The 18,285-nt window shown below is 66.1% G+C and carries 13 protein-coding genes and 3 pseudogenes; 8 read left to right on the top strand and 8 right to left on the bottom strand.

Annotated features, from left to right (window positions below; translation table 11 throughout):
- Positions 1-478 precede the first annotated feature (478 nt).
- Positions 479-1,722, top strand: a protein-coding gene (locus M446_RS20500; RefSeq protein ID WP_076612169.1) for an IS3-like element ISMtsp5 family transposase whose coding sequence is annotated in 2 segments (ribosomal slippage) — positions 479-803 and positions 803-1,722 — 1,245 coding nt in all. Because the reading frame shifts where the segments join, the coding sequence is not laid out codon by codon here.
- Between the two features lie 417 nt (positions 1,723-2,139).
- Here the strand turns inward: M446_RS20500 and M446_RS20495 are convergent.
- From M446_RS20495 to M446_RS20480, 4 genes are all read right to left on the bottom strand, one after another.
- On the bottom strand, positions 2,140-3,633 hold the full coding sequence (locus tag M446_RS20495; protein WP_012334023.1) for a tripartite tricarboxylate transporter permease: 1,494 nt from the start codon (positions 3,631-3,633) through the stop codon (positions 2,140-2,142).
- Positions 3,634-3,646: 13 nt separating this feature from the next.
- A complete protein-coding gene (locus tag M446_RS34305; protein WP_012334022.1) occupies positions 3,647-4,105 on the bottom strand; it encodes a tripartite tricarboxylate transporter TctB family protein in 459 nt (152 codons plus the stop codon).
- A 43-nt stretch (positions 4,106-4,148) separates the two neighbouring features.
- Complete coding sequence (locus M446_RS20485) at positions 4,149-5,141, bottom strand: Bug family tripartite tricarboxylate transporter substrate binding protein (RefSeq protein WP_083784718.1); 993 nt, start codon at positions 5,139-5,141, stop codon at positions 4,149-4,151.
- Positions 5,142-5,326: 185 nt separating this feature from the next.
- Positions 5,327-6,670 carry a sodium:proton antiporter gene (locus tag M446_RS20480; RefSeq protein WP_012334020.1) on the bottom strand — a complete coding sequence of 448 codons (1,344 nt, stop codon included), beginning with the start codon at positions 6,668-6,670 and terminating at the stop codon, positions 5,327-5,329.
- Positions 6,671-7,319: 649 nt separating this feature from the next.
- Between M446_RS20480 and M446_RS20475 the strand changes: the two genes are divergently transcribed.
- The 3 genes and pseudogenes from M446_RS20475 to M446_RS35715 form a co-directional block, all read left to right on the top strand.
- Positions 7,320-9,149 carry a cation:proton antiporter gene (locus M446_RS20475; RefSeq protein WP_012334019.1) on the top strand — a complete coding sequence of 610 codons (1,830 nt, stop codon included), beginning with the start codon at positions 7,320-7,322 and terminating at the stop codon, positions 9,147-9,149.
- A 91-nt stretch (positions 9,150-9,240) separates the two neighbouring features.
- Positions 9,241-10,237: pseudogene (locus M446_RS20470) on the top strand (SDR family oxidoreductase).
- 452 nt (positions 10,238-10,689) lie between these two features.
- Positions 10,690-11,031, top strand: a pseudogene (locus M446_RS35715) (DDE-type integrase/transposase/recombinase); the annotation flags it as partial.
- Here M446_RS35715 and M446_RS20465 read toward each other — a convergent pair.
- Positions 10,964-11,329 carry a DedA family protein gene (locus M446_RS20465; RefSeq protein ID WP_012334017.1) on the bottom strand — a complete coding sequence of 122 codons (366 nt, stop codon included), beginning with the start codon at positions 11,327-11,329 and terminating at the stop codon, positions 10,964-10,966. The pseudogene M446_RS35715 and the gene M446_RS20465 overlap by 68 nt on opposite strands.
- Before the next feature lie 138 nt (positions 11,330-11,467).
- Between M446_RS20465 and M446_RS35710 the strand changes: the two genes are divergently transcribed.
- Complete coding sequence (locus M446_RS35710; RefSeq protein ID WP_012334016.1) at positions 11,468-11,641, top strand: CsbD family protein; 174 nt, start codon at positions 11,468-11,470, stop codon at positions 11,639-11,641.
- 393 nt (positions 11,642-12,034) lie between these two features.
- Here M446_RS35710 and M446_RS35705 read toward each other — a convergent pair whose 3' ends face one another.
- On the bottom strand, positions 12,035-12,496 hold the full coding sequence (locus tag M446_RS35705; RefSeq protein ID WP_083784717.1) for a phasin: 462 nt from the start codon (positions 12,494-12,496) through the stop codon (positions 12,035-12,037).
- Positions 12,497-12,665: 169 nt separating this feature from the next.
- On the opposite strand from M446_RS35705, the gene M446_RS35700 reads away from it, so the two are divergent.
- A complete protein-coding gene (locus tag M446_RS35700) occupies positions 12,666-12,950 on the top strand; it encodes a hypothetical protein (RefSeq protein WP_210161161.1) in 285 nt (94 codons plus the stop codon).
- Positions 12,951-13,393: 443 nt separating this feature from the next.
- Here the strand turns inward: M446_RS35700 and M446_RS20460 are convergent, their stop codons facing one another.
- Positions 13,394-14,386, bottom strand: a complete 993-nt coding sequence (locus M446_RS20460) for an NAD(P)/FAD-dependent oxidoreductase (RefSeq protein WP_012334014.1) — start codon at positions 14,384-14,386, stop codon at positions 13,394-13,396.
- A 155-nt stretch (positions 14,387-14,541) separates the two neighbouring features.
- Here M446_RS20460 and M446_RS20455 point away from each other — a divergent pair, with 155 nt between their 5' ends.
- A complete protein-coding gene (locus M446_RS20455) occupies positions 14,542-15,468 on the top strand; it encodes a type 1 glutamine amidotransferase (RefSeq protein ID WP_012334013.1) in 927 nt (308 codons plus the stop codon).
- Between the two features lie 46 nt (positions 15,469-15,514).
- On the opposite strand, the gene M446_RS20450 is transcribed toward M446_RS20455, so the two are convergent.
- Entirely contained in the window at positions 15,515-17,104 is a 1,590-nt protein-coding gene (locus M446_RS20450) for an alpha-amylase family glycosyl hydrolase (protein WP_012334012.1), read from the bottom strand.
- 130 nt (positions 17,105-17,234) lie between these two features.
- Between M446_RS20450 and M446_RS20445 the strand changes: the two are divergent.
- Positions 17,235-18,200, top strand: a pseudogene (locus M446_RS20445) (TIGR03885 family FMN-dependent LLM class oxidoreductase).
- Positions 18,201-18,285 lie beyond the last annotated feature (85 nt).

Below are 18,285 nucleotides of genomic sequence, written 5' to 3'. Positions count from 1 at the left end.
CACCTGTCCCAAGGAGCCGCGCTCAACTGCTCTGCCGGTCGGGGGCGGGCGTCGTGGCATTCGGCGGCAGCGTCAGAACGAAGAAGGAGAGCGCGAAGGGCTCAGGCGCCTCGTCACCGCGTCCGCGGTTGCGGCTGATCCAGCTGCACGTTTGCTCGTTGACTCAACGCCTCGAACGCACGGCGAAGCTTGGCAGCCTCTCCCCCCTCGCCCGACGTGGTAATCTCAGGCACGGTTGCGCCGGCTTGCGTAATGCGGTCGGCACTGCAGGAGGGCCCAAGAACGGCCACCGGTATATCTATTCCAGTGATCATCAGGTGAGACCTCGGCCACGAGCAGGCGGCCCTCCGTGTCAGGGAACACGTGGCGCCGGCGCCCTGCAGCGCATCGGTCCGCATCGTCGCCTATAGGCTCCTCCGCCCCACGGTTGCTTGAGACACCCCGTTAGCGGACGGTCTCCGCGACAGGGGTGAGGACGATGACCACATACACGAGGGCGGGTGCCGATGCGGTCGGTCCCGGCCGGGGCGGGAGGATGTCCCGGCAGCGCAAGCGGGATGCCGTACTGCGACTGCTGCGCGGTGAGGACCTGGAGACTATCTCGCGCAGCCTGGGCGTGACCGCCGCGACCCTGTCGGGCTGGCGCGACGCCTTCCTGGCAGCGGGTGAGGCGAGCCTGTCCACCCGGCCCACCGATGCGGAAGCGCTGGAGAGCGGGCGGCTGAAGGCCAGGCTCGGCGAGATGTTGCTGGAGCGCGAGTTGCTGGAGGCCAAGATCACGGCTCTGGAGGCGCGCGGCCCCGGCCCTTTGGCCCGCAGGAGGTCGCGGCCATGAGCCAGGTCCTCTCCCCCGTCAGTGGCAAAGCTTACGGGCTGGCCCGCGTCTGCCGGATCTGGGGCCTGTCGCGCGCCACCGTCCACCGGCATCTCTCACCCGCGCGGCCGGAGCCGGCGCGGCGTCCCGGCCCGGTTGGGCCGATGCCGGATGCGGCGCTGCTCGACGAGATCCGCGCCACCCTCACCGGCAGCCCCTTTCACGGCGAGGGTCACCGCAAGGTCTGGGCGCGCCTGCGCCACAAGGGCGTGCGCACCTCCAAGCGCCGCGTGCTGCGCCTGATGCGCGACCATGATCTGCTCGCCCCCTCGCGCGTCGGCGCGCCGCGCGGCCCACGCACGCACGACGGCACCATCATCCCGGAGGCAGTGGACACGATGTGGGGCACCGACCTGACCACCACCTGGACCGGCGAGGGCCAAGTCGCGGTGTTCGTGGCCGTCGACCACTGCTCGGCCGAGTGCGTGGGCGTTCATGCGGCGCGGCGGGCCACGCGCTTCGAGGCGCTGGAGCCGATCCGCCAGGGTGTGCGGCAGCGCTTCGGCAGCTTCGCGGCCAAGAGTGCTTCCGGCCTGAGTGTCCGGCACGACCATGGCAGCCAGTACATGTCCGACGCCTTCCAGGCGGAACTGGCGTTCCTGGGCATCGCGAGTTCGCCCGCCTTCGTGCGGGCGCCGGAGGGCAACGGCTGCGCCGAGCGTTTCATCCGCACGCTCAAGGAGAACCTGCTGTGGGTGGACAGTTTCGACACGGTCGAAGACCTCCGCCGCGCCCTGCTGGCGTTCCGCGAGATCTACAACGAGACGTGGCTGATCGAGCGGCACGGGTTCCGCCCACCGGCAGCCATTCGTGCCGCACAGCTTTCACCCGCGGCTCTGGCCGCGTAGGCTGGAAATCGGTGTCTCACAAACTGCGGGCGGTACAGACCCATGATCCTCACTGGCATGGGTCCGTGCAATGACCACGCTTTGACAACTGCCTGATCGTCAGTCGCGTGCCCCGACATCTCCGTCGGCTAGGCCGCCGCAGATGGAGAACGATTCGCTACCGATCAGAACACTCATATGCCGTTCGGTTGATCGCTTCGCTATTCGAAAGTCGTGCTTCGCTCAGGCGTGCGGAGCGCAGCCCTGCCGCGCGGGCTTGCAATGCGGGATCGGAGTTGATCAAGCGGATCTCGTATCGAGCCTCACTCTCCAGCGGCGGCTGGCCGCCTTGAGGCGAGCAGCGCGCAGCGCACAAGCCCGCCTGATCTAGCAGAGTTATCGAAGAATTCGAGGCGCGTCGTGGCCGATCAGGACCGATTAGGCGAAGAGCGCTCCCCGCCTGCGCCACACGATGAGAAGCAGCGGCGACACCCAGACGAGAATCGTCAGAATACCAAGTCCGGCTGCGATCGGGCGCTCGAAGAAGGCGGCGAGGTTGCCGTTCGCCTTGATCATCGAGGTCACGAAGTTCTCCTCCACCATCGAGCCCAGGACGATGCCAAGGATCGCCGGCGCGACGGGAATCCCGTTCTCCTCCATCAGGAAACCCAGCACGCCAAAGGCCAGCATCACGACGACACCGAACACGGCGTTGTTGACCGCGAAGGCGCCCACAATGCAAAAAATCAGAATACAAGGCATCAAGATGTGCCGCGGCACGCGCAGTATCTCTTTCGCGCTCTTGATAGCGAGCCAGCCCAACGGAATCATCAGGAGATTTGCCAAAATGAAGATAATAAATACGGCGTAAATGTTCTGCGGATTGTTCAGGAACATCGTGGGGCCAGGATTCATTCCCTTCATGTAGAGCACACCAATCACAACGGCCGTGATGCTGTCGCCCGGGATGCCAAACACGAGCGCCGGCACCCAGGCGCCGCCGAGGGCCGCATTGTTCGACGACGTGCTCTCGATGATGCCCTCCACGTGACCGGTCCCGAACTTCTCGGGCGTCTTCGAGAACCGCTTCGACACCGCGTAGCTGACCCAGGCCGCAATGTCCGCGCCGGCCCCCGGGAGAGCCCCGATGATCGTCCCGACGATGTTCCCGCGCAGCTGCTGGGGCCAGTACTGAACCAGCAACCCGCCCCAGTTCCGGAACAGGCTGCCCTGAATGAGTTGCGGCACTCCTGCCAGCTTGCTGTCGGACACGACGGCCCGGAGCACCTCCGACACGGCGAAGAGCCCGATCATCGCCGGAATGAACTCGATCCCGCCCATCAGATCGACATTGCCGAAGGTGAAGCGGGGCACCCCTGCCGGGTTGTTCAGGCCGACAGTTGAGATCAGGAGTCCGATAAATAGGCTGACGAGCCCTTTGACCGGGTTCGCGGCCCCGATGAACACGCCGCAGGTGAGCCCGAGCAGAGCGAGCCAGAAATACTCAAAGGAGGAGAATTTCAATGCGGCCTCGGCGAGCCAGGGCGCCGCCACGATGAGGACGGCGGTGCCGAAGAGCCCGCCGAGAGCCGAGAAGAACAGGTTCGCACCGAGCCCGATCTCCCCCTCGCCCTTGCGAGTCATCGCGTAGGCCTCGTCCGCGTAAGCCGCGGATGCCGGCGTGCCCGGGATGCGCAGGAGCGCGGCCGGGATATCCCCGGCGAAGATCGCCATGGCCGAGCACGTCACCATGGCGCCGATCGCCGGGATCGGATCCATGAAGAAGGTGACCGGCACGAGGAGCGCGATCGCCATCGTGGCCGTGAGGCCGGGCGTCGCCCCGACGAACAGCCCGAAGGCGGAGGCGAACGCCATCATGCTCAGGACGTCCCAGCGGAAGACGAGTCCGAAGGCTTGGCCAATCGCGTTCATGTCGTGCCCTAGGTCAGAGCCACAGAAAGCCGTGCGGCAGGGGCACGAGCAAGAGGTTGCCGAAGCTCTTCGCAACGATCAGCGTTACGAGAACGGCGACGAGGGCGGCGACCCACCAGCGCCCGCCGAGCATCGTGAACATGACGAAGAGGATGATGAACGAGACCGGGACGAAGCCGAGCGAATCCGCTCCGGCGATGTAGAGCAGGACGAGGAGCAGGGTGAGTGCGAGCCGTCCCCATGCCGCCGGCGAGCGCATCCAGGGTGCGGGGCTGATCGCTCCCTGCCAGTTCCGCGCTCCCGCCACGGCTAGCATCGCGCCGCAGCCGCCGAGCCCCCACGCGACGAGCATCGGGAACGCGGCCGCCCCGTACTGCTGCCCGGGAATGGCCGGCAGGGTGCGGGCGTAGAGAAACACCCCGATCGCGATCACCAACAGGGTGATCCCGATGAGTGCATCGTTGACGCGCATCGCGCCCCTCCTTAACGATCTATTGGGCGGGCCGCCTGCCGTTCTACTTGGCGATGCCGACCTTCTTCATCACGGCACCGAGATCGGCATCGCTTTTCTCCCAGAAGCTCAGGAAATCAGGACCGGCCGCATGGCGGATGCCGAACCCGCGCCCACCCATGAAATCCTTGTAGTCTTTGCTGTTGTAGACTTTGTCGAGGACCGCGATCAGCTTCTTGGCAATGTCCTCCGGCAGCCCCTTGGGGGCGACGACCCCGCGCCACGCCCCAATCGTCCAACTGCTTCCCGTCTCCGCCCTCAGGGTCGGGACCTTGGGAAAGATTGGATTCGGAGTCTCGTCCATGATGGCGAGGCTCTTCACCCGGCCGGCCTCGATGAGGGAGCGCGCCTCCGGGATCGAGCAGGGCACGATCGTGACGCCGCCCGCCACGAGATCCTGCAGACCGGGCGCGGCGCCGTTGCTTGGCACCCAGGGGACGGAGGCCGGATCCGCGCCGAGACTGTCCAGCATGCCGGCGATCGCCAGGTGCCAGATGCCGCCTTGCCCGGTTCCCGACGCCTTGTGCTTGCCAGGATTAGCTTTGATGTCGTCGATCAGGTCCTTGACGGTCTTGTAGGGCGCGTCCTCCCGCACCTGCACGCCCGCCGGATCGAGGTTCATCAGGGCGAGAGGCGTGAAGTCCTTGGCTGTCAGAGCCGTCAGCCCCTGCCAGTGCAGCATGGCGATTTCCACGGTCGCCAAGCCGATCGTGTAGCCGTCCGGCTGCGATTTCGCGATGGCCGTGTGGCCCACCACGCCGTTCCCGCCCGTCCGATTGACGACGTTGACTGGCTGTCCGAGTTCCTTCTCGATCAGGGATCCGATGATGCGCGCCGTCGCATCGGTGCCGCCACCCGCCGCCCAGGGCACCAGAAGGGTGATCGGCCGCTCGGGCCAACCTGCCGCATGGGCGGAGGACACTCCCAGGAACGGCAGTGCCGCGAGAAGTGACGTCGCGGATAGAATTCCCAGCACTCTGCGGCGCAGGACCATCATCCTTCCTCCCAACATTTTGCGACGACCTTACCGTGCCCGGATCGCTTGTCACCCCGAGAAGGCGCGCCAGCCGCGGCCTGGCAACGATTTTCGCCACAAAGCCGGGGACATCGCGCCGGACCGAGCCCGCCGGCCGGAGCGCGCATCCCGGAAGGCTGGTCGCGCTGACGGCCTCGCGTGCTGGATCAGGTGAAGAAGACGAGGGTGAGGAGGCCGAACAGAGGGACCAGGATGCATCCCGACCAGAGCATATAACCGAAGAAACTCGGCATTCTGATGCCGTTCTCCTCGCAGACTGCCTTGACCATAAAGTTTGGTGCGTTGCCGATGTAAGAATTCGCGCCCATGAACACGGCGCCTGCCGAGATCGCCGTGAGCGTGCGGGCCAGCGGTCCCATTAGCGAGACCGGGTCGCCGCCAGCGAGATCGAAGAAGATCAGGTAGGTCGGGGCGTTGTCGAGAAAGCTCGACAGCCCACCAGTCAGCCAGAAATAGGCGGCGTCAACGGGCCTGCCGTCCGGGCCCGTGACGATGGCGAGGAGTGGCGCCAGGGCTCCCGCGCGTCCAGCGCGCAGGATGGCGAGGACCGGGATCATGGTGACGAAAATGCCCGCAAACAGGACCGCAACCTCGCGGATCGGCGTCCACGTGAACGCGTTCTCGAGGCGGATGCCGGCCGCCGTTGTCCGAAACGACAGGTAGCCGAGGCCGAGCAGGACGGCATCACGCGCGAGGCTCTCGAGCGACACGGCGCTCCCGAAGCCGACCGGCACCGAGAGGCCCGAGGTCCATAGGCCGCTCGCCAGGACGGCCGCGACGATGCCGGCGAGGTAGATAACGTTGTGCAGGCCCTCGATCCGGATCTGGCGCGGCGCACGGCTCTCGATCGGCTCGGTTTCCCGGCGCCACTGATACCGGTCGATGCAGTAGAAGAGCAGGAGCAGGATCGCGACCGCGAGCGTCATGGGTCCCAGAAGTGCCCGCATCGTCCAGAGGAAGTCGACGCCCCTCAGGAATCCGAGGAACAGCGGCGGGTCCCCGAGCGGCGTCAGCGAACCGCCGATATTGGCCACCAGGAAGATGAAGAAGACGAAGACGTGAGATGTGTGTGCGCGGTCCTCGTTGGCGCGGATCAGGGGGCGGATCAGGAGCATCGCGGCCCCTGTGGTTCCGAGGAAACTCGCAGCGAGGCTGCCGAGCGCCAGGATTGCCGTGTTGGTGGCGGGTGTCCCGATGAGATTCCCGACGACGCGGATGCCGCCGGCCACGACGAACAGTGCGAAGACCAAGATGATGAACGGCAGGTACTCCGAGACCGCCGTGTGCCAGATCTCGGCTGCCGCTGTCCCGGCGCCGAAACGCACGGCGCAGGGCAGCAGGAAGGCTGCGACCCAGACCACAGCGACCGCACCGAAGCCGTGCTCCCAGAGCTTCGGAGCGAGGAGTGGAAGCAGCGCTATCGAGAGGAGCAGACCGGCAAAGGGAAGGGCCCAGGCGAGACTGAGGGTTGATCCGTCGAGATGGGGCAAGGCTGTCCTAGAATTCGGATGTCAGTTGCGGCGTGCGGTCAGGTTGTGGCGAAAGGCCCATGGCGCCACGTCGATGGCAGGGCCAAACCACAAACATCTACCAATGGTGTCATAGGTCAACTCGTATCCTGTGACTGAAGTTGATGATAAATTGGCAGGGCTGCAGGGGGTGCATATCCCCTGCTCGGTCCGCTCGCCGCGATGTGTGTCATGTAGAAGATTGTTCTCACGTTTCGTGGCACGACTGCGCTTCTCACACAACCTCCCAACTGAACAGCCATGGGGAAGGCCTGCTATCCGGCGCGCGGCCCCTCCCAGGTCGTCCAGCAACTGCATAGCGCCGGCATCGTCGGTTACCTACGCCGCCCTCACGCGGATAGGCGGGAGTGCCAAAAAGGTTGCCGCTAAAAATCGACTGACCGGTATTGGGTGTTGAGCGGCCGTTTCGGCGGCATTCATCGAATGTCCGGAAGTGGCGCATTTGAGCCGTCGGCCGAGCCGAAGTCGAACGTGGGAGAATGAGCGACATTGCTCGGCAACCCGGGAGCCCTGCGGCAGGCGGCTGATCCCATGGCGCATGGGACCGTCGGCGCCGGTGCACGTTAGTTCCGCGCCGGCCCAGCCCGGCACGTGCTCGGGAGGCTGACTGATGGAGCAGGGTGTAGCGACGGCGGTCCTGTGCATCGCCGCCGGCGGCATCGCCGCTCAGGTTCTCGCCGCTCGGCTCCGCATCCCGGCCATCGTCCTGCTGCTCGGCCTCGGCTTCCTCGTCGGCCCGGTGCTCGGCCTCCTGCACCCGTCCCAGGCGTTCGGGCCAAACCTGCGCCCGCTGGTCGGCCTTGCCGTCGCAGTCGTGGTCTTCGAGGGCGGCCTTGCTCTCGATTTTCGCGAGTTGCGGGCCGCCGGCGAAGGCGTGCTGCGGCTCACGGCCGTGGCATTGCCGTTCAACTTCGTGCTCGGGACGGCGGCGGCGCACTGGATCGGAGGGTTGCTTTGGGGACCAGCCGCAGTGTTCGGCGCGATCCTGGTGGTGACCGGCCCCACGGTCATCCTGCCGCTGCTGCGTCACACACGGCTGGAGCGGCGCTCTTCGGCTTTCCTGAAGTGGGAGGCCATCGTCAACGATCCCGTCGGTGCCATCCTGACCGCCATCGTTATCGAGATCCTGGTCGGCTTTCCCCACCGCACGGGAGGCGAGGCCATTTCGGACCTGGCGCTGCTCCTCGCGGCGGGTGCACTAGCCGCGGCGGTGCTCGGAGCGGGCTCGGCCTTCCTGGTGGCCTGGGCGTTCCGACGCGACCTCGTGCCCGAGACCCTGAAGACTCCCTCGCTGCTGGCGCTCGCGCTGGTCACCTATGTGCTGCCGAACCTCCTGATGCACGAGGCCGGCCTGATCGGCGCGACGGTGTTCGGCATCGCGCTCGCCAACCTTCACGTCCCAGGTATCGCGGAGCTGCGCCGCTTCAAGGAGGCGCTGGTAGTCCTGCTGGTGTCCTGCCTGTTCGTCGTGCTCACCGCCGACCTCGATCGGGCGGTGCTGGGCAAGCTCTCCCTGCCGATCCTCGCACTCACGGCCGCGACGCTGTTCTTGGTGCGCCCTGCTGCGATCTGGCTGGCGACGTGGCGCAGCGACCTGACCTGGCGCGAGCGCCTGTTTGTCGGCTGGATCGGCCCTCGCGGTATCGTGGCGGCGGCTGTAGCGGGTCTGGCTGGCCCGAGGCTCAGCGAGGCGGGCTACGCTGGCGGCGATCTGATCCAGCCGACGGTGTTCGCGGTCATCGTCGCGACGGTCCTCGCCCACGGCTTCTCGCTCGGGCCGCTCGCACGCCGGTTCGGTCTCTCAGTCGCTGCCGAAGCGGAGCGCCTCGCCATCGTGGGCGCATCGCCGTGGTCGAGCGAGCTGGCTCTGACGCTTCACCACGCGGGCGTGCCGGTGCTGCTAGTCGACACCTACCCAGGGGCCCTACGCGCGGCCCGGGCCAGCGGGGTGCCGGTCCTACAGGCCGAACTTCTCTCCCGAGAGGCCGAGGAGAGCTTGGCCGACCAACCTCCGGACCGCCTGCTCGCGGCGACCCAGGATGAACTCTACAATGCGCTCGTCTGCACCCGCCTAGCTCCTGAGCTCGGCCGGGAGCGGGTCTACCAACTCGCGCCCTCGGCGGATCACCTCCTGCACGCCGAGACGGGCGTGAGCCGGGACGTGCGGGGCAAAGTACTGGGAGATGGCGGACTTGATTTCGAGAGCTTGGCCGAGCGCCATGCCGCAGGCTGGCGCTTCGCGGTCGCGCCTGCCGGCGCGGAGGCCGCCTGTGGTGCACCGTCCCTGCTGGTCATCCGGGTCGACGGCCGGCTCGACTTCTGGTCATCCGATCACGAGCTAGACGCGGCAGGGGACGGCGACAGGCTGCTCCTGCTGTGCCCGCCGGCCGGGGCTCGGCCCGTAGCTGGCCGGTCACCGGTGCTAACCGGCACGGCCTGATCCTAGCCGGCGCGCGAAAACCGCGCAGGCAGCAACGCCCTGTCTCGTCGCGCGTAGCTCCGTGACCGCCAGGAAAAGGAGCACGCCGGGCATGAGACACAAGCCGTTGCGCGACCAAGTCATCGTGGTCACCGGGGCATCGAGCGGCATCGGCTTGGCGACAGTTCGCATGGCAGTCGAGAGGGGTGCCCGGGTCGTCCTCGCCGCCCGCAGCGAGGACGTGCTTGCGCAGGTGGCCGAGGAACTCGACCCCCGAACCGTTTACGTCGCTGCCGATGTCGGCCGCCGGGAGGACGTCCAGGCCATCGCCGACAAGGCCCTCGCGACGTTCGGCGGGTTCGACACCTGGGTCAACGTGGCCGGCCTAACCGTCTACGGACCCTTGCGCGAGATCGCCCCGGAGGACCACGAGCGGCTGATACGGACCAATTTCTGGGGCACCGTCTACGGCTCCCTCGTGGCAGCCGAGCACCTGCGGGAGCACGGTGGTGCTCTGATCAACGTCGGCAGCATCGGCTCCGACCTCGCCTTCCCGTTCCAGGGTCTCTACGCCGCCTCGAAGCACGCGGTGAAGGGCTTCACCGACACGCTGCGCATGGAGCTGATCGCGGAGGGCGCGCCGGTCTCCGTCACGCTGGTGAAACCTGCCTCCATCGATACGCCACTGCCGAACCGGGCGCGCAACTACACGGACCGCGAACCGATGCTGCCGCCGCCGGTCTACCCGCCCGAGGAAGTGGCCAACGCCATCCTGCACGCGGCCGTGCACCCGCAGCGCGACATCTTCGTGGGCGGGGCCGGCAAGCTGTTCGTGATGGGCAAGGAGTTCGCCCCCGGTGCCTACGACGAGTTCGCACCGGCCATTATCGCGCTGCAGAAGCGGTCCGAGGCGCCCAGAGACCCGACGGGCGCGCTGCATGCCCCCCAGGGGCGCCGGGCAGGTGCGCGGCGATGCGCCGATCCCCGTCATGCGCACCAGCGCTTACACCCGGGCGACCTTGCACCCACTGGCGACGGCGGGGGTTGCTGCCGGCTTGGCCGCGACGGCGGCCCTGCTCCTCGGCAACGGACGTGGCCGACGTCGGTGATGTGAAGCTCACGAACCAGTAGGGTTGACGAGGCTGCACGGGGCGTTGCTCAGGCGGGCGATGGGACAAGCTGCAGCATGGACCGCACCCCGTCTAAATCCTCTCCAACTCCTGTGACCACCACTCGCGGCCCACAATACGTGTTGGGAACGCGCTCACGTTTCCGATTGACATGAAAGGGACGATCACCGAGGGCCTGGGACCTCATACCTGGGCGTTCGGAGTGTCCGGTTTCGAATGCCGTGCGGCCATTCGGTCAGCACTCTTGGAATGTCTGGAAGTGGCGCATCTCCGCCGTTTACTGGTGCAGCTGCCCGCGGCAGACATTTGGCAGCTCCGGTACCTGAAACCCTCCGGACCGCCCTGCTCACCCAGCTCACTACCCCCGCGCCGGAAGCACGCGTCCGTTCTCATCCCGCATGGTAGGGTCGAGTAGGCGCATGAGACGCTAACAGCTGCCGAAGAAGCAGGGCATGGCACCCGAGGCGTGGGTTACGGACAAGTGCCCGGCCTACAGCGCCGCGCTTCGTGAGTTGAAGCTGGGCCGGACGGAGCAAGTCCAGCACAAGCGGGCGAACAACCGGGCCGAGAGTTCGCATGTCCCGGTGCGACGACGAGAGGCGAAGGTGCAGGGCTTCAAGTCGCCCTGTTCAGCTCAACGACTCTTGTCGATGCACGTGGTCACCTACAACACCTTCACAGTTCCTCGTCACCTTGTCTCGGCTCCTACGCACCGGCTCTTTCGGGCCGAGGCATTCGGGACGTGGCGCCGCGCCGCTGGCGTGGCGGCCTGAAACTGGCCAACGCAGGTGTTCTCGCAGCCGCGTCCAACAACGCGACAAGCCCCTGCCCGAGGCTCCGGCCGACCCAGAACCCTAAGCTGTCACCGATCACAGCGCCGGCCGCCGCTGCCATGATAATGCCCAGCAGGGTCAGATTGCCCGTTGCGCCCGCGTAAACAGATGCGGTGACGAGGCAGGTCTCACCGGGCAGCGGCAGGCACATGCTCTCCAGGCCGATCACCAGGGCCACGATCCAGCGCCCGTGCTGGGCAATCAAGCTTGACAAATCGCCAAGTAGAAATCCGAGCATCGAGTTAGCCTCCAGCAGCCCTGCTGCAAGAAGCGACAGCCGGTCCTGTAAATTCAGGCTCAGAATTTGGAACTGAATGTCCTGTGGGCTGGTTCCCTTACTTAAGCGTGAGGCTCCCTGGCGAGACAGGAGGACACCATGGACAAAGATCGGGTGGAAGGTTCTGCTACCAACCTCGGCGGCAAGGTCAAGGAAGGCGCAGGCAAGCTTACGGGCGACGAGAAGCTGCGCAGCGAAGGCGTTGTCGATCAGGTGAAGGGCAAGGTCCAGAATGCTGTTGGTGGCATCAAAGATGCGATCAAGGGCAAGTAGGGACCGAGTAGGAGAGTATCATGTTCAAAGGCGGACTTCTGTGGCTGCTCGGCATTCCGCTGCCTATCATTCTAGTCCTTTGGCTTCTTGGTGTCTTTCACTAATCCTACACGAGAAAATGGATGCCGAGAGAGCGTGCTAACGGCACCTCTCTCGGCACCCATGTCCATCTGAGATGGCCACCACGCTTGGCCTTCCCGTGGCTGCCTTCAACGATAGCGCGGGGCGCAATTTCAGCTTTCGGAACTGAGTGAGGTGCAGCACGACCTGTTGTGAATCCGCGCCTATTCGCAGGGCTCCTGGCGCAGGAGGGCAAGGTGCGTAGCCGCGCCTAGTATCGCTGGAAGCGGGCTCTGGCCAGCACGTGTAGGACAGCGGCGACGCTCGGTGCTCTCACTCGCGGCTTCGATCGTTCTGTGGCTTTTCTCCTCCCTGCTCCATAGATGTATGGGATTGATCCACAGCGCCCTGCACGGCACTCTTTGCAAGTTCAGCGGCCTGCTTAAACACGTCTTGTGCTTTACCCCCGAACTCCTGCGCATTCTGCTGCATCGTTGCCAGTTGGCTTTTCATGTACTCTGACTGTAGCTGCATCGCTTCTTGCACACTCTTGGCCTGAGTGAGCTTCTGAGCGAAATCGAGTGCCGCGTTGACGCTCTGCTCAGCAGCTTCAAAGCCCTGAGCCGACATTTCCTTTGCTCTGCCGTGTGCAGCTTCCGCGGATTCCTGAGTTGCCGCAGCCGCCTTTCGCGCCCCGTTGATGAAGCTGTCGAACGCCTGTCGCGCCTGAGCGACACTTTTCTCGGCCAACTCCCGCATCTGAGCCGGGACCTCAAACTGTGACGGAGAACTCATCACTGAACCCCTTCGTTGGATCATGTCCGCACCGTTGAAGGTAGGTGACGAGTGGAGCGGGTCCAGGGGCTGCATTCCGAGGGCGAGTGCCTCAGCGTCAATGTGTTCGGATCGCGCACGGAGGCCAGTGTTGAACGTTGAATCTGCCCGTCGTTTCAGGAGGAGAGCCATGCATACTGATCTGCAGCGCGCACAGATGATGCTGGAATGGCAGAGGCAAGCTGTCCATCAGCTTGAGCATGGCCAACCTCCGGATAGCGACGCTCCGCGGCATTGGCAGGCCGCGCTTCATACCGTCCGGCTTCGCGGCTACATCGCCAAGGGGTGGGTCATGGCGCTGGAGCAAAGCTGCCACGCTCACAAAGCCTGCGAGGGCACTCCTACGGGCGGTCGTCGACAGCGATACGCTGAGGATCTCGGCGATCTGGGCGAGGTTCGCGCGCAACCGAATTGATAGGGATCTCAGTGGGCCACAAGCCAGCGCCGCGATCCCCTTCCCGTGCGCGCTGCCCACACGTGACCACCCGGCCCACTGAGCTTCACAAGGTAGGCCGAGAGAACTGGTCCGAGCCGCCTCCTCGTCGCGAGCCCTCCCCCGATCAGCACGCCGGAACACCGCAGGCTGGCCAGCAGGAGGGCGGGCTCATAGAGCAGTACCAAGCCGGTTCACAATCGTTCCCGTAGAAGCGCCGCGGGCGAAAGGCGGGTTGTGTTAGGGGCTCTTAACCTCAGGGGACGGTCCGGTCGCGTGCGCGAGGGCCGCGCGCAAACTCGCGAGTCCGCGCCGCCTCGCCCTTAACCTGCAGCGCCGACGCCTCGGCCTGCAGTCTCGAAAGCGCGGCAATCCCAGCACAACCCAAGCCTTGCCATCTCTCGCCAGGAGCCCGCGGCACGAGATCAGACTGCGCGGGCCCTGCCATTGGCTCCGTCAACTTCTTCCTCGGTGGGCAATTCGCAGCGGTTGTGGATGTCCGTGGCCGCCATTGCCGCATGGCCCATCGCGACCACGACCTGATCGAGACCGCGCACCACGCCGCCAGCGGCATAGAGGCCGGGCACCGTCGTGCGGTTGTGCTCGTCGACAATGAGTGCCCCCGTCCCGTCATGTTCGGCCCCCAATCGCAGAGCGAGATCGGAGCGAAGCTTCAACCCGAGGGCCGAGTAAAGCACCGCGAAGCGGTGTTCTTCGCCGCTCGCCGTGCGCAGCACCGTGATCCTGGAGCCCTCGATGTCGAGGCCGACAACCGGTTCGTGGACGACCTTGATGCCATGCTTCCTGACACGCTCGCGCTCGTCCGCATCGAGATCCATGCCCTGGCCCAGCGTTAGCAGCGTCACGTCGGGCGAGTAGGTACGGGCCACGAACACCGCCTCGCCCAAGCCCCTGTCGCCGTAGCCAACCACCGCGATGCGTTTGCCTCTCGCCTCGTAGCCGTCGCAGATTGGGCAGTAGCGCACGAGCCCGCGCCGGATCGCATCAGGAAGGTCCGGCAGCTCCGGCTCCACGTCGTCCGCCCCCGTCGCGAGCAGCACCCGACGCGCCCGGACCTCATGTACATCGCCTGCCTCTGCACCCTGCTCGACGCTTGCCGTGTAGCCACGATCGGACTTGCACAGCGTCGTGACGGTGCCCCGCACCATCTGCCCGCCGTATCGCGCGACGTGCTCGCGCTGGCGCGCGAGTATCTCCTGCCCGGAGATGCCATCGGCGAAAACAGGGATGTTGTGGCTCGTCGGGATCCAGGAGGCACGGGAGTCCCCTGCATCCACCACCAGGAAGCGGCGCCCAAAGCGGGCCAGGTAGAGCGCGGCCGTCAGCCCGGCCGGGCCGCCCCCGATGATCAAGCAGTCGAGTTGCGCCTCCGGGCCGGCAAGCCACTGCTCCGCCATCGTTGCACCTCCTTCAATGACGCACATCAGAGGCGGCACCCCCGTCGGCCTCGGTTCCGTCGCCTGCGACGCGTGGCCCCGGTCCGGAACTTGCAGTTGTCGCGGCCGGTTCACGCCTCCCCACCTGACCCTGTCACGGCAAGAGAACAGCGAACGTGCATCCCTCCAGTTCCGCGCTGCGCTTCCTCGTGGCCGAGAGCGAACCGTCTGAGGCGCGCGAGGCGCGGCGCGAGAGCATCGGCCGCTCCTCAGGAGAGAGCTACGTCGACACTCTGCTAGGTCTGGCGCCCGGTGCGGAGTGCCACCGGATCAAGCCGGCGGATGCCCAGGCCGGACTGCCCGCTGGAGCATCACTGGCAGGGTACGACGGCGTGTTCCTGACCGGGTCACCCCTGCACCTCTACAAGGAGACGCCCGAGACGCGGCGCACTGTCGAGTTCATGCGAGCAGTGTTCGCCTCCGGCACACCTGCGTTCGGCTCCTGCGCTGGGCTGCAGATCGCGACCGTGGCGGCAGGCGGCAGCGTGCGCCCAAACACTCACGGAGTGGAGGCCGCCTTCGCCCGGAGGATCTCGCCGACGGCAGCAGGGCGCAGCCACCCGCTCCTGGCGGGTCGGCCCGCGTCGTACGACGCGCCCGCCATCCACACGGACGAGGTCGAGGCGCTACCATCCGGGGCTGTCATGCTGGCCGGCAACCGGGTTACGGCTGTACAGGCTGCCGAGATCCGCTCCGACGGCGGGGTGTTCTGGGGTGTCCAGTACCATCCCGAGATCGGCCTGGACGAGATTGCAGGCGCCCTGCGCCGGCAGGCAGATGGCCTGGTGCAGGCGGGGCTTGCGCGAAGTCGAGAGGAGGTCGAACTCTACGCCGAGCAGGTGGAGGGCCTGCACCGCGAGCCGGGCCGACGCGACATTGCTTGGCGCCTCGGCCTGGACGAGCAGGTCACGGACGAGTGGCTGAGGCTGACGGAGTTGCGCAACTTCATCGAGAGCGTCGCCCGGCTCGGGCGTGCCGGGCTTCTGGCCGTGGGTGAGGAGCGCTGTCGGTCGACGCGAGGAGCGACGAGGTCGCGCGATTGATCGTCTCCTCAATAGCTATAGTTGCGTCGACAAGGTACAGTCACTCTCACGAATATTCAAATATGATTGCCTCATGTGGACTCAAATAGAGTTCCTGCTCTTTGGAAGCTCGGTGAGTGCATCCCAATGAAGAGAGAAGAATGTGGCCAGGTCGCCTGAAAATCGTAGATTCGGCAGATCCTCCGAAATTCATCGCAACTGCAAGGGACTGACCGCCCCACTCGCGTTCGTACGTCAAGATGTTTCCACTCACCGCAACGGATGAAATGGCACCAACCGACAATGCCGCCTCGCTCTTCCTGAGTTTCAGGAGCGATTGGTAAAGTGAAAAGAGCGACCTCGGATCGCGCGACTGTGCCGACACATTCAGGCCAGGATCCTCGTCTCCGACCGGCAGCCACGACTCGCCTTCGGTGAAGCCCGCACCGGGGCCGGCCTCCCAGCGCATGGGCGTACGCACGGGATCTCTCCCGAGGCCCAGCCCCGGTACATTCCTCTCCCATGGATCCTGCACACGCTCGCGCGGGATCGGCACGTCGCGCATGCCAATCTCCTCGCCCTGGTAGATCGTGGGCGTTCCCCGCAGCGTGAGGAGGAGCGTCGCCGCGACGCGCGCCTGCTCGGCACCGAGCCGGCTGACCAAGCGAGAGCGGTCGTGGTTGCCGAGCACCCAGTTCGGCCAGCCACCCGGCGGCAGCGCGGCCTCGTAGGCCCGGACCAGGTCCGCGATCGCCCTCGGCTCCCATGGTGTCGACAGCAGGTGGAAGTTGAATGGCAGGTGGAAGCCGGACAGATCCCGGCCGTAATAGGCCATCAGCCTGTCGATGGGCAGGTAGGCCTCGCCGATCAGCACGCGATCGGGATAGCGGTCGGCCACCCAGCGCATCGCCGCGACCGCGTCGTGGACCTCGGGCTGGTCCATCGTGCGCACGCGGATCACCGCCCGGGCGGGTGACTGGCCGGGCCGCCACTCCGGATTAGGTGGGTTGTCGCGCAGCGCCTCATCCTCGATCAGGTGGTGGATCGCGTCGACTCGGAACCCGTCGACACCCCGGTCGAGCCAGAACCGCAGTACGTCCAGCATCGCCGCGCGCACCTCTGGGTGGCGCCAATTCAGGTCGGGCTGCTCCTTGAGGTAGGCGTGATAGTAGAACTGCCCGGTCGCCGCGTCGAAGGTCCAGGCCGGGCCGCCGAACTCGCTCAGCCAGTTGTTGGGCGGTGAGCCGTCCGGCTTGGGATCTCGCCAGATATACCAGTCGCGCTTCGGGCCGTGGCGGCTGGACCGGCTCTCGATGAACCACGGGTGCTGATCGGAGCTGTGGTTGGGAACGTAGTCGAGGATGACGCGCAGGCCGCGCTCGTGGGCGGCCGCGACCAGCCGGTCGAAGTCGGCGAGGGTGCCGAAGCGCGAGTCGATCCCGCAGAAATCCGAAACATCGTAGCCGAAATCCGCCATCGGCGAGGGGTAGATTGGCGAGATCCAGATCGCGTCGACGCCCAGCGCCACCAGGTGATCGAGTCGTGCGGTAATGCCGGGCAGATCGCCGATGCCGTCGCCGTTCGAATCCTGAAAGGAACGAGGGTAGACCTGGTAGATGACCCCCCTCTGCCACCAAGCGTGGTCGCGAGCAGACATATGGCCTCCGCATCGGCGCGCCGCTTTGGTTCGGAGCTCGGGCGCGTGACGAGACTCGCGGCACGCCGCGACGCGTCAGGAACCCGCGCTTTCACCGCTGGGTTCAACTGGGTGCGGGAGGTGGTGGCGAATGGCTCGGATCGGCTATCACTCGTCCCACGAGCAGTTCACCCCGTCGGATGTGCTGCGCAGTGTCCAGCTCGCGCAGGCTGCCGGCTTCGACTGCGCCATGTCCTCCGATCACTTCCGGCCCTGGGGTGAGGCTCAGGGTCAGTCGGGCTTCGCCTGGTCGTGGCTGGGAGCGGCCCTGCACGCCACGCGCCTGCCCTTTGGGGTGATCTCGGCCCCGGGCTATCGCTACCATCGCGCCATCCTCGCCCAAGCCGCCGCGACGCTCTGAGAGATGTTCCCCGGCCGTCTCTGGCTGGCTCTCGGCAGCGATCAGCGCCTGAACGAGGACATCACGGGCCTCCCCTGGCCCGAGAAGGCAGAACGCAACGCGCGGCTGCGCCAGTGCGCAGAGATCATCCGCGCGCTCCTCTCGGGCGATACGGTGACGCACCGCGGGCGCGTCACCCTGGTCGAGGGCAAGCTCTACACGCGCCCGGTCACGCCGCCGCTCATCCTGGGCGCGGCCGTGAGCGAGGCCAGCGCCGAGTTTGTCGGTGGTTGGGCCGACGGGCTTCTCACCGTCAGCGCCAAGCCGGAGCAGGTGAGGAGAGTCGTCGGCGCGTTCCGGCGCGGAGACGGAGAGGGCAAGCCACTCATCATGCAGGTCGGCCTGAACTGGGCGGCCAGCGAGGCCGAGGCGATCCAAGGCGCCCACGAGCAGTGGCGCACGAACGTGCTGGGCGGCGAGGTGAACTGGGAGTTGCGCGCGCGGGCTGACTTCGACACTGCCACCCGGTACATCAAGCCGGACGAAATGGGCGAGTCGGTGCTCATCTCCTCGGATCCTGCTCAGCATGCCGCGTGGCTGGCGGAGTACGTCGAGCTCGGCTTCGACGAGCTGCACCTCCACCAAGTCGGTCTCAATCAGCACAGCTTCATCGACGTGTTCGGAGCAAAAACTATTCCCCAGCTGCGAGGAGGCTAGTTGGCGCGGGCTCATGCACGTGGGAGGAGGCTTCGCGTCCTCGTCGATCTCGCTCGCGAGCGCCCTTCCACGCGCCGCTCGAACC

It is taken from the genome of Methylobacterium sp. 4-46 (genome assembly GCF_000019365.1).
Taxonomy (GTDB): domain Bacteria; phylum Pseudomonadota; class Alphaproteobacteria; order Rhizobiales; family Beijerinckiaceae; genus Methylobacterium.
The sequence above is the reverse complement of the archived record's forward strand: the minus strand, read 5'-3'. Positions and strand labels throughout refer to the sequence as shown.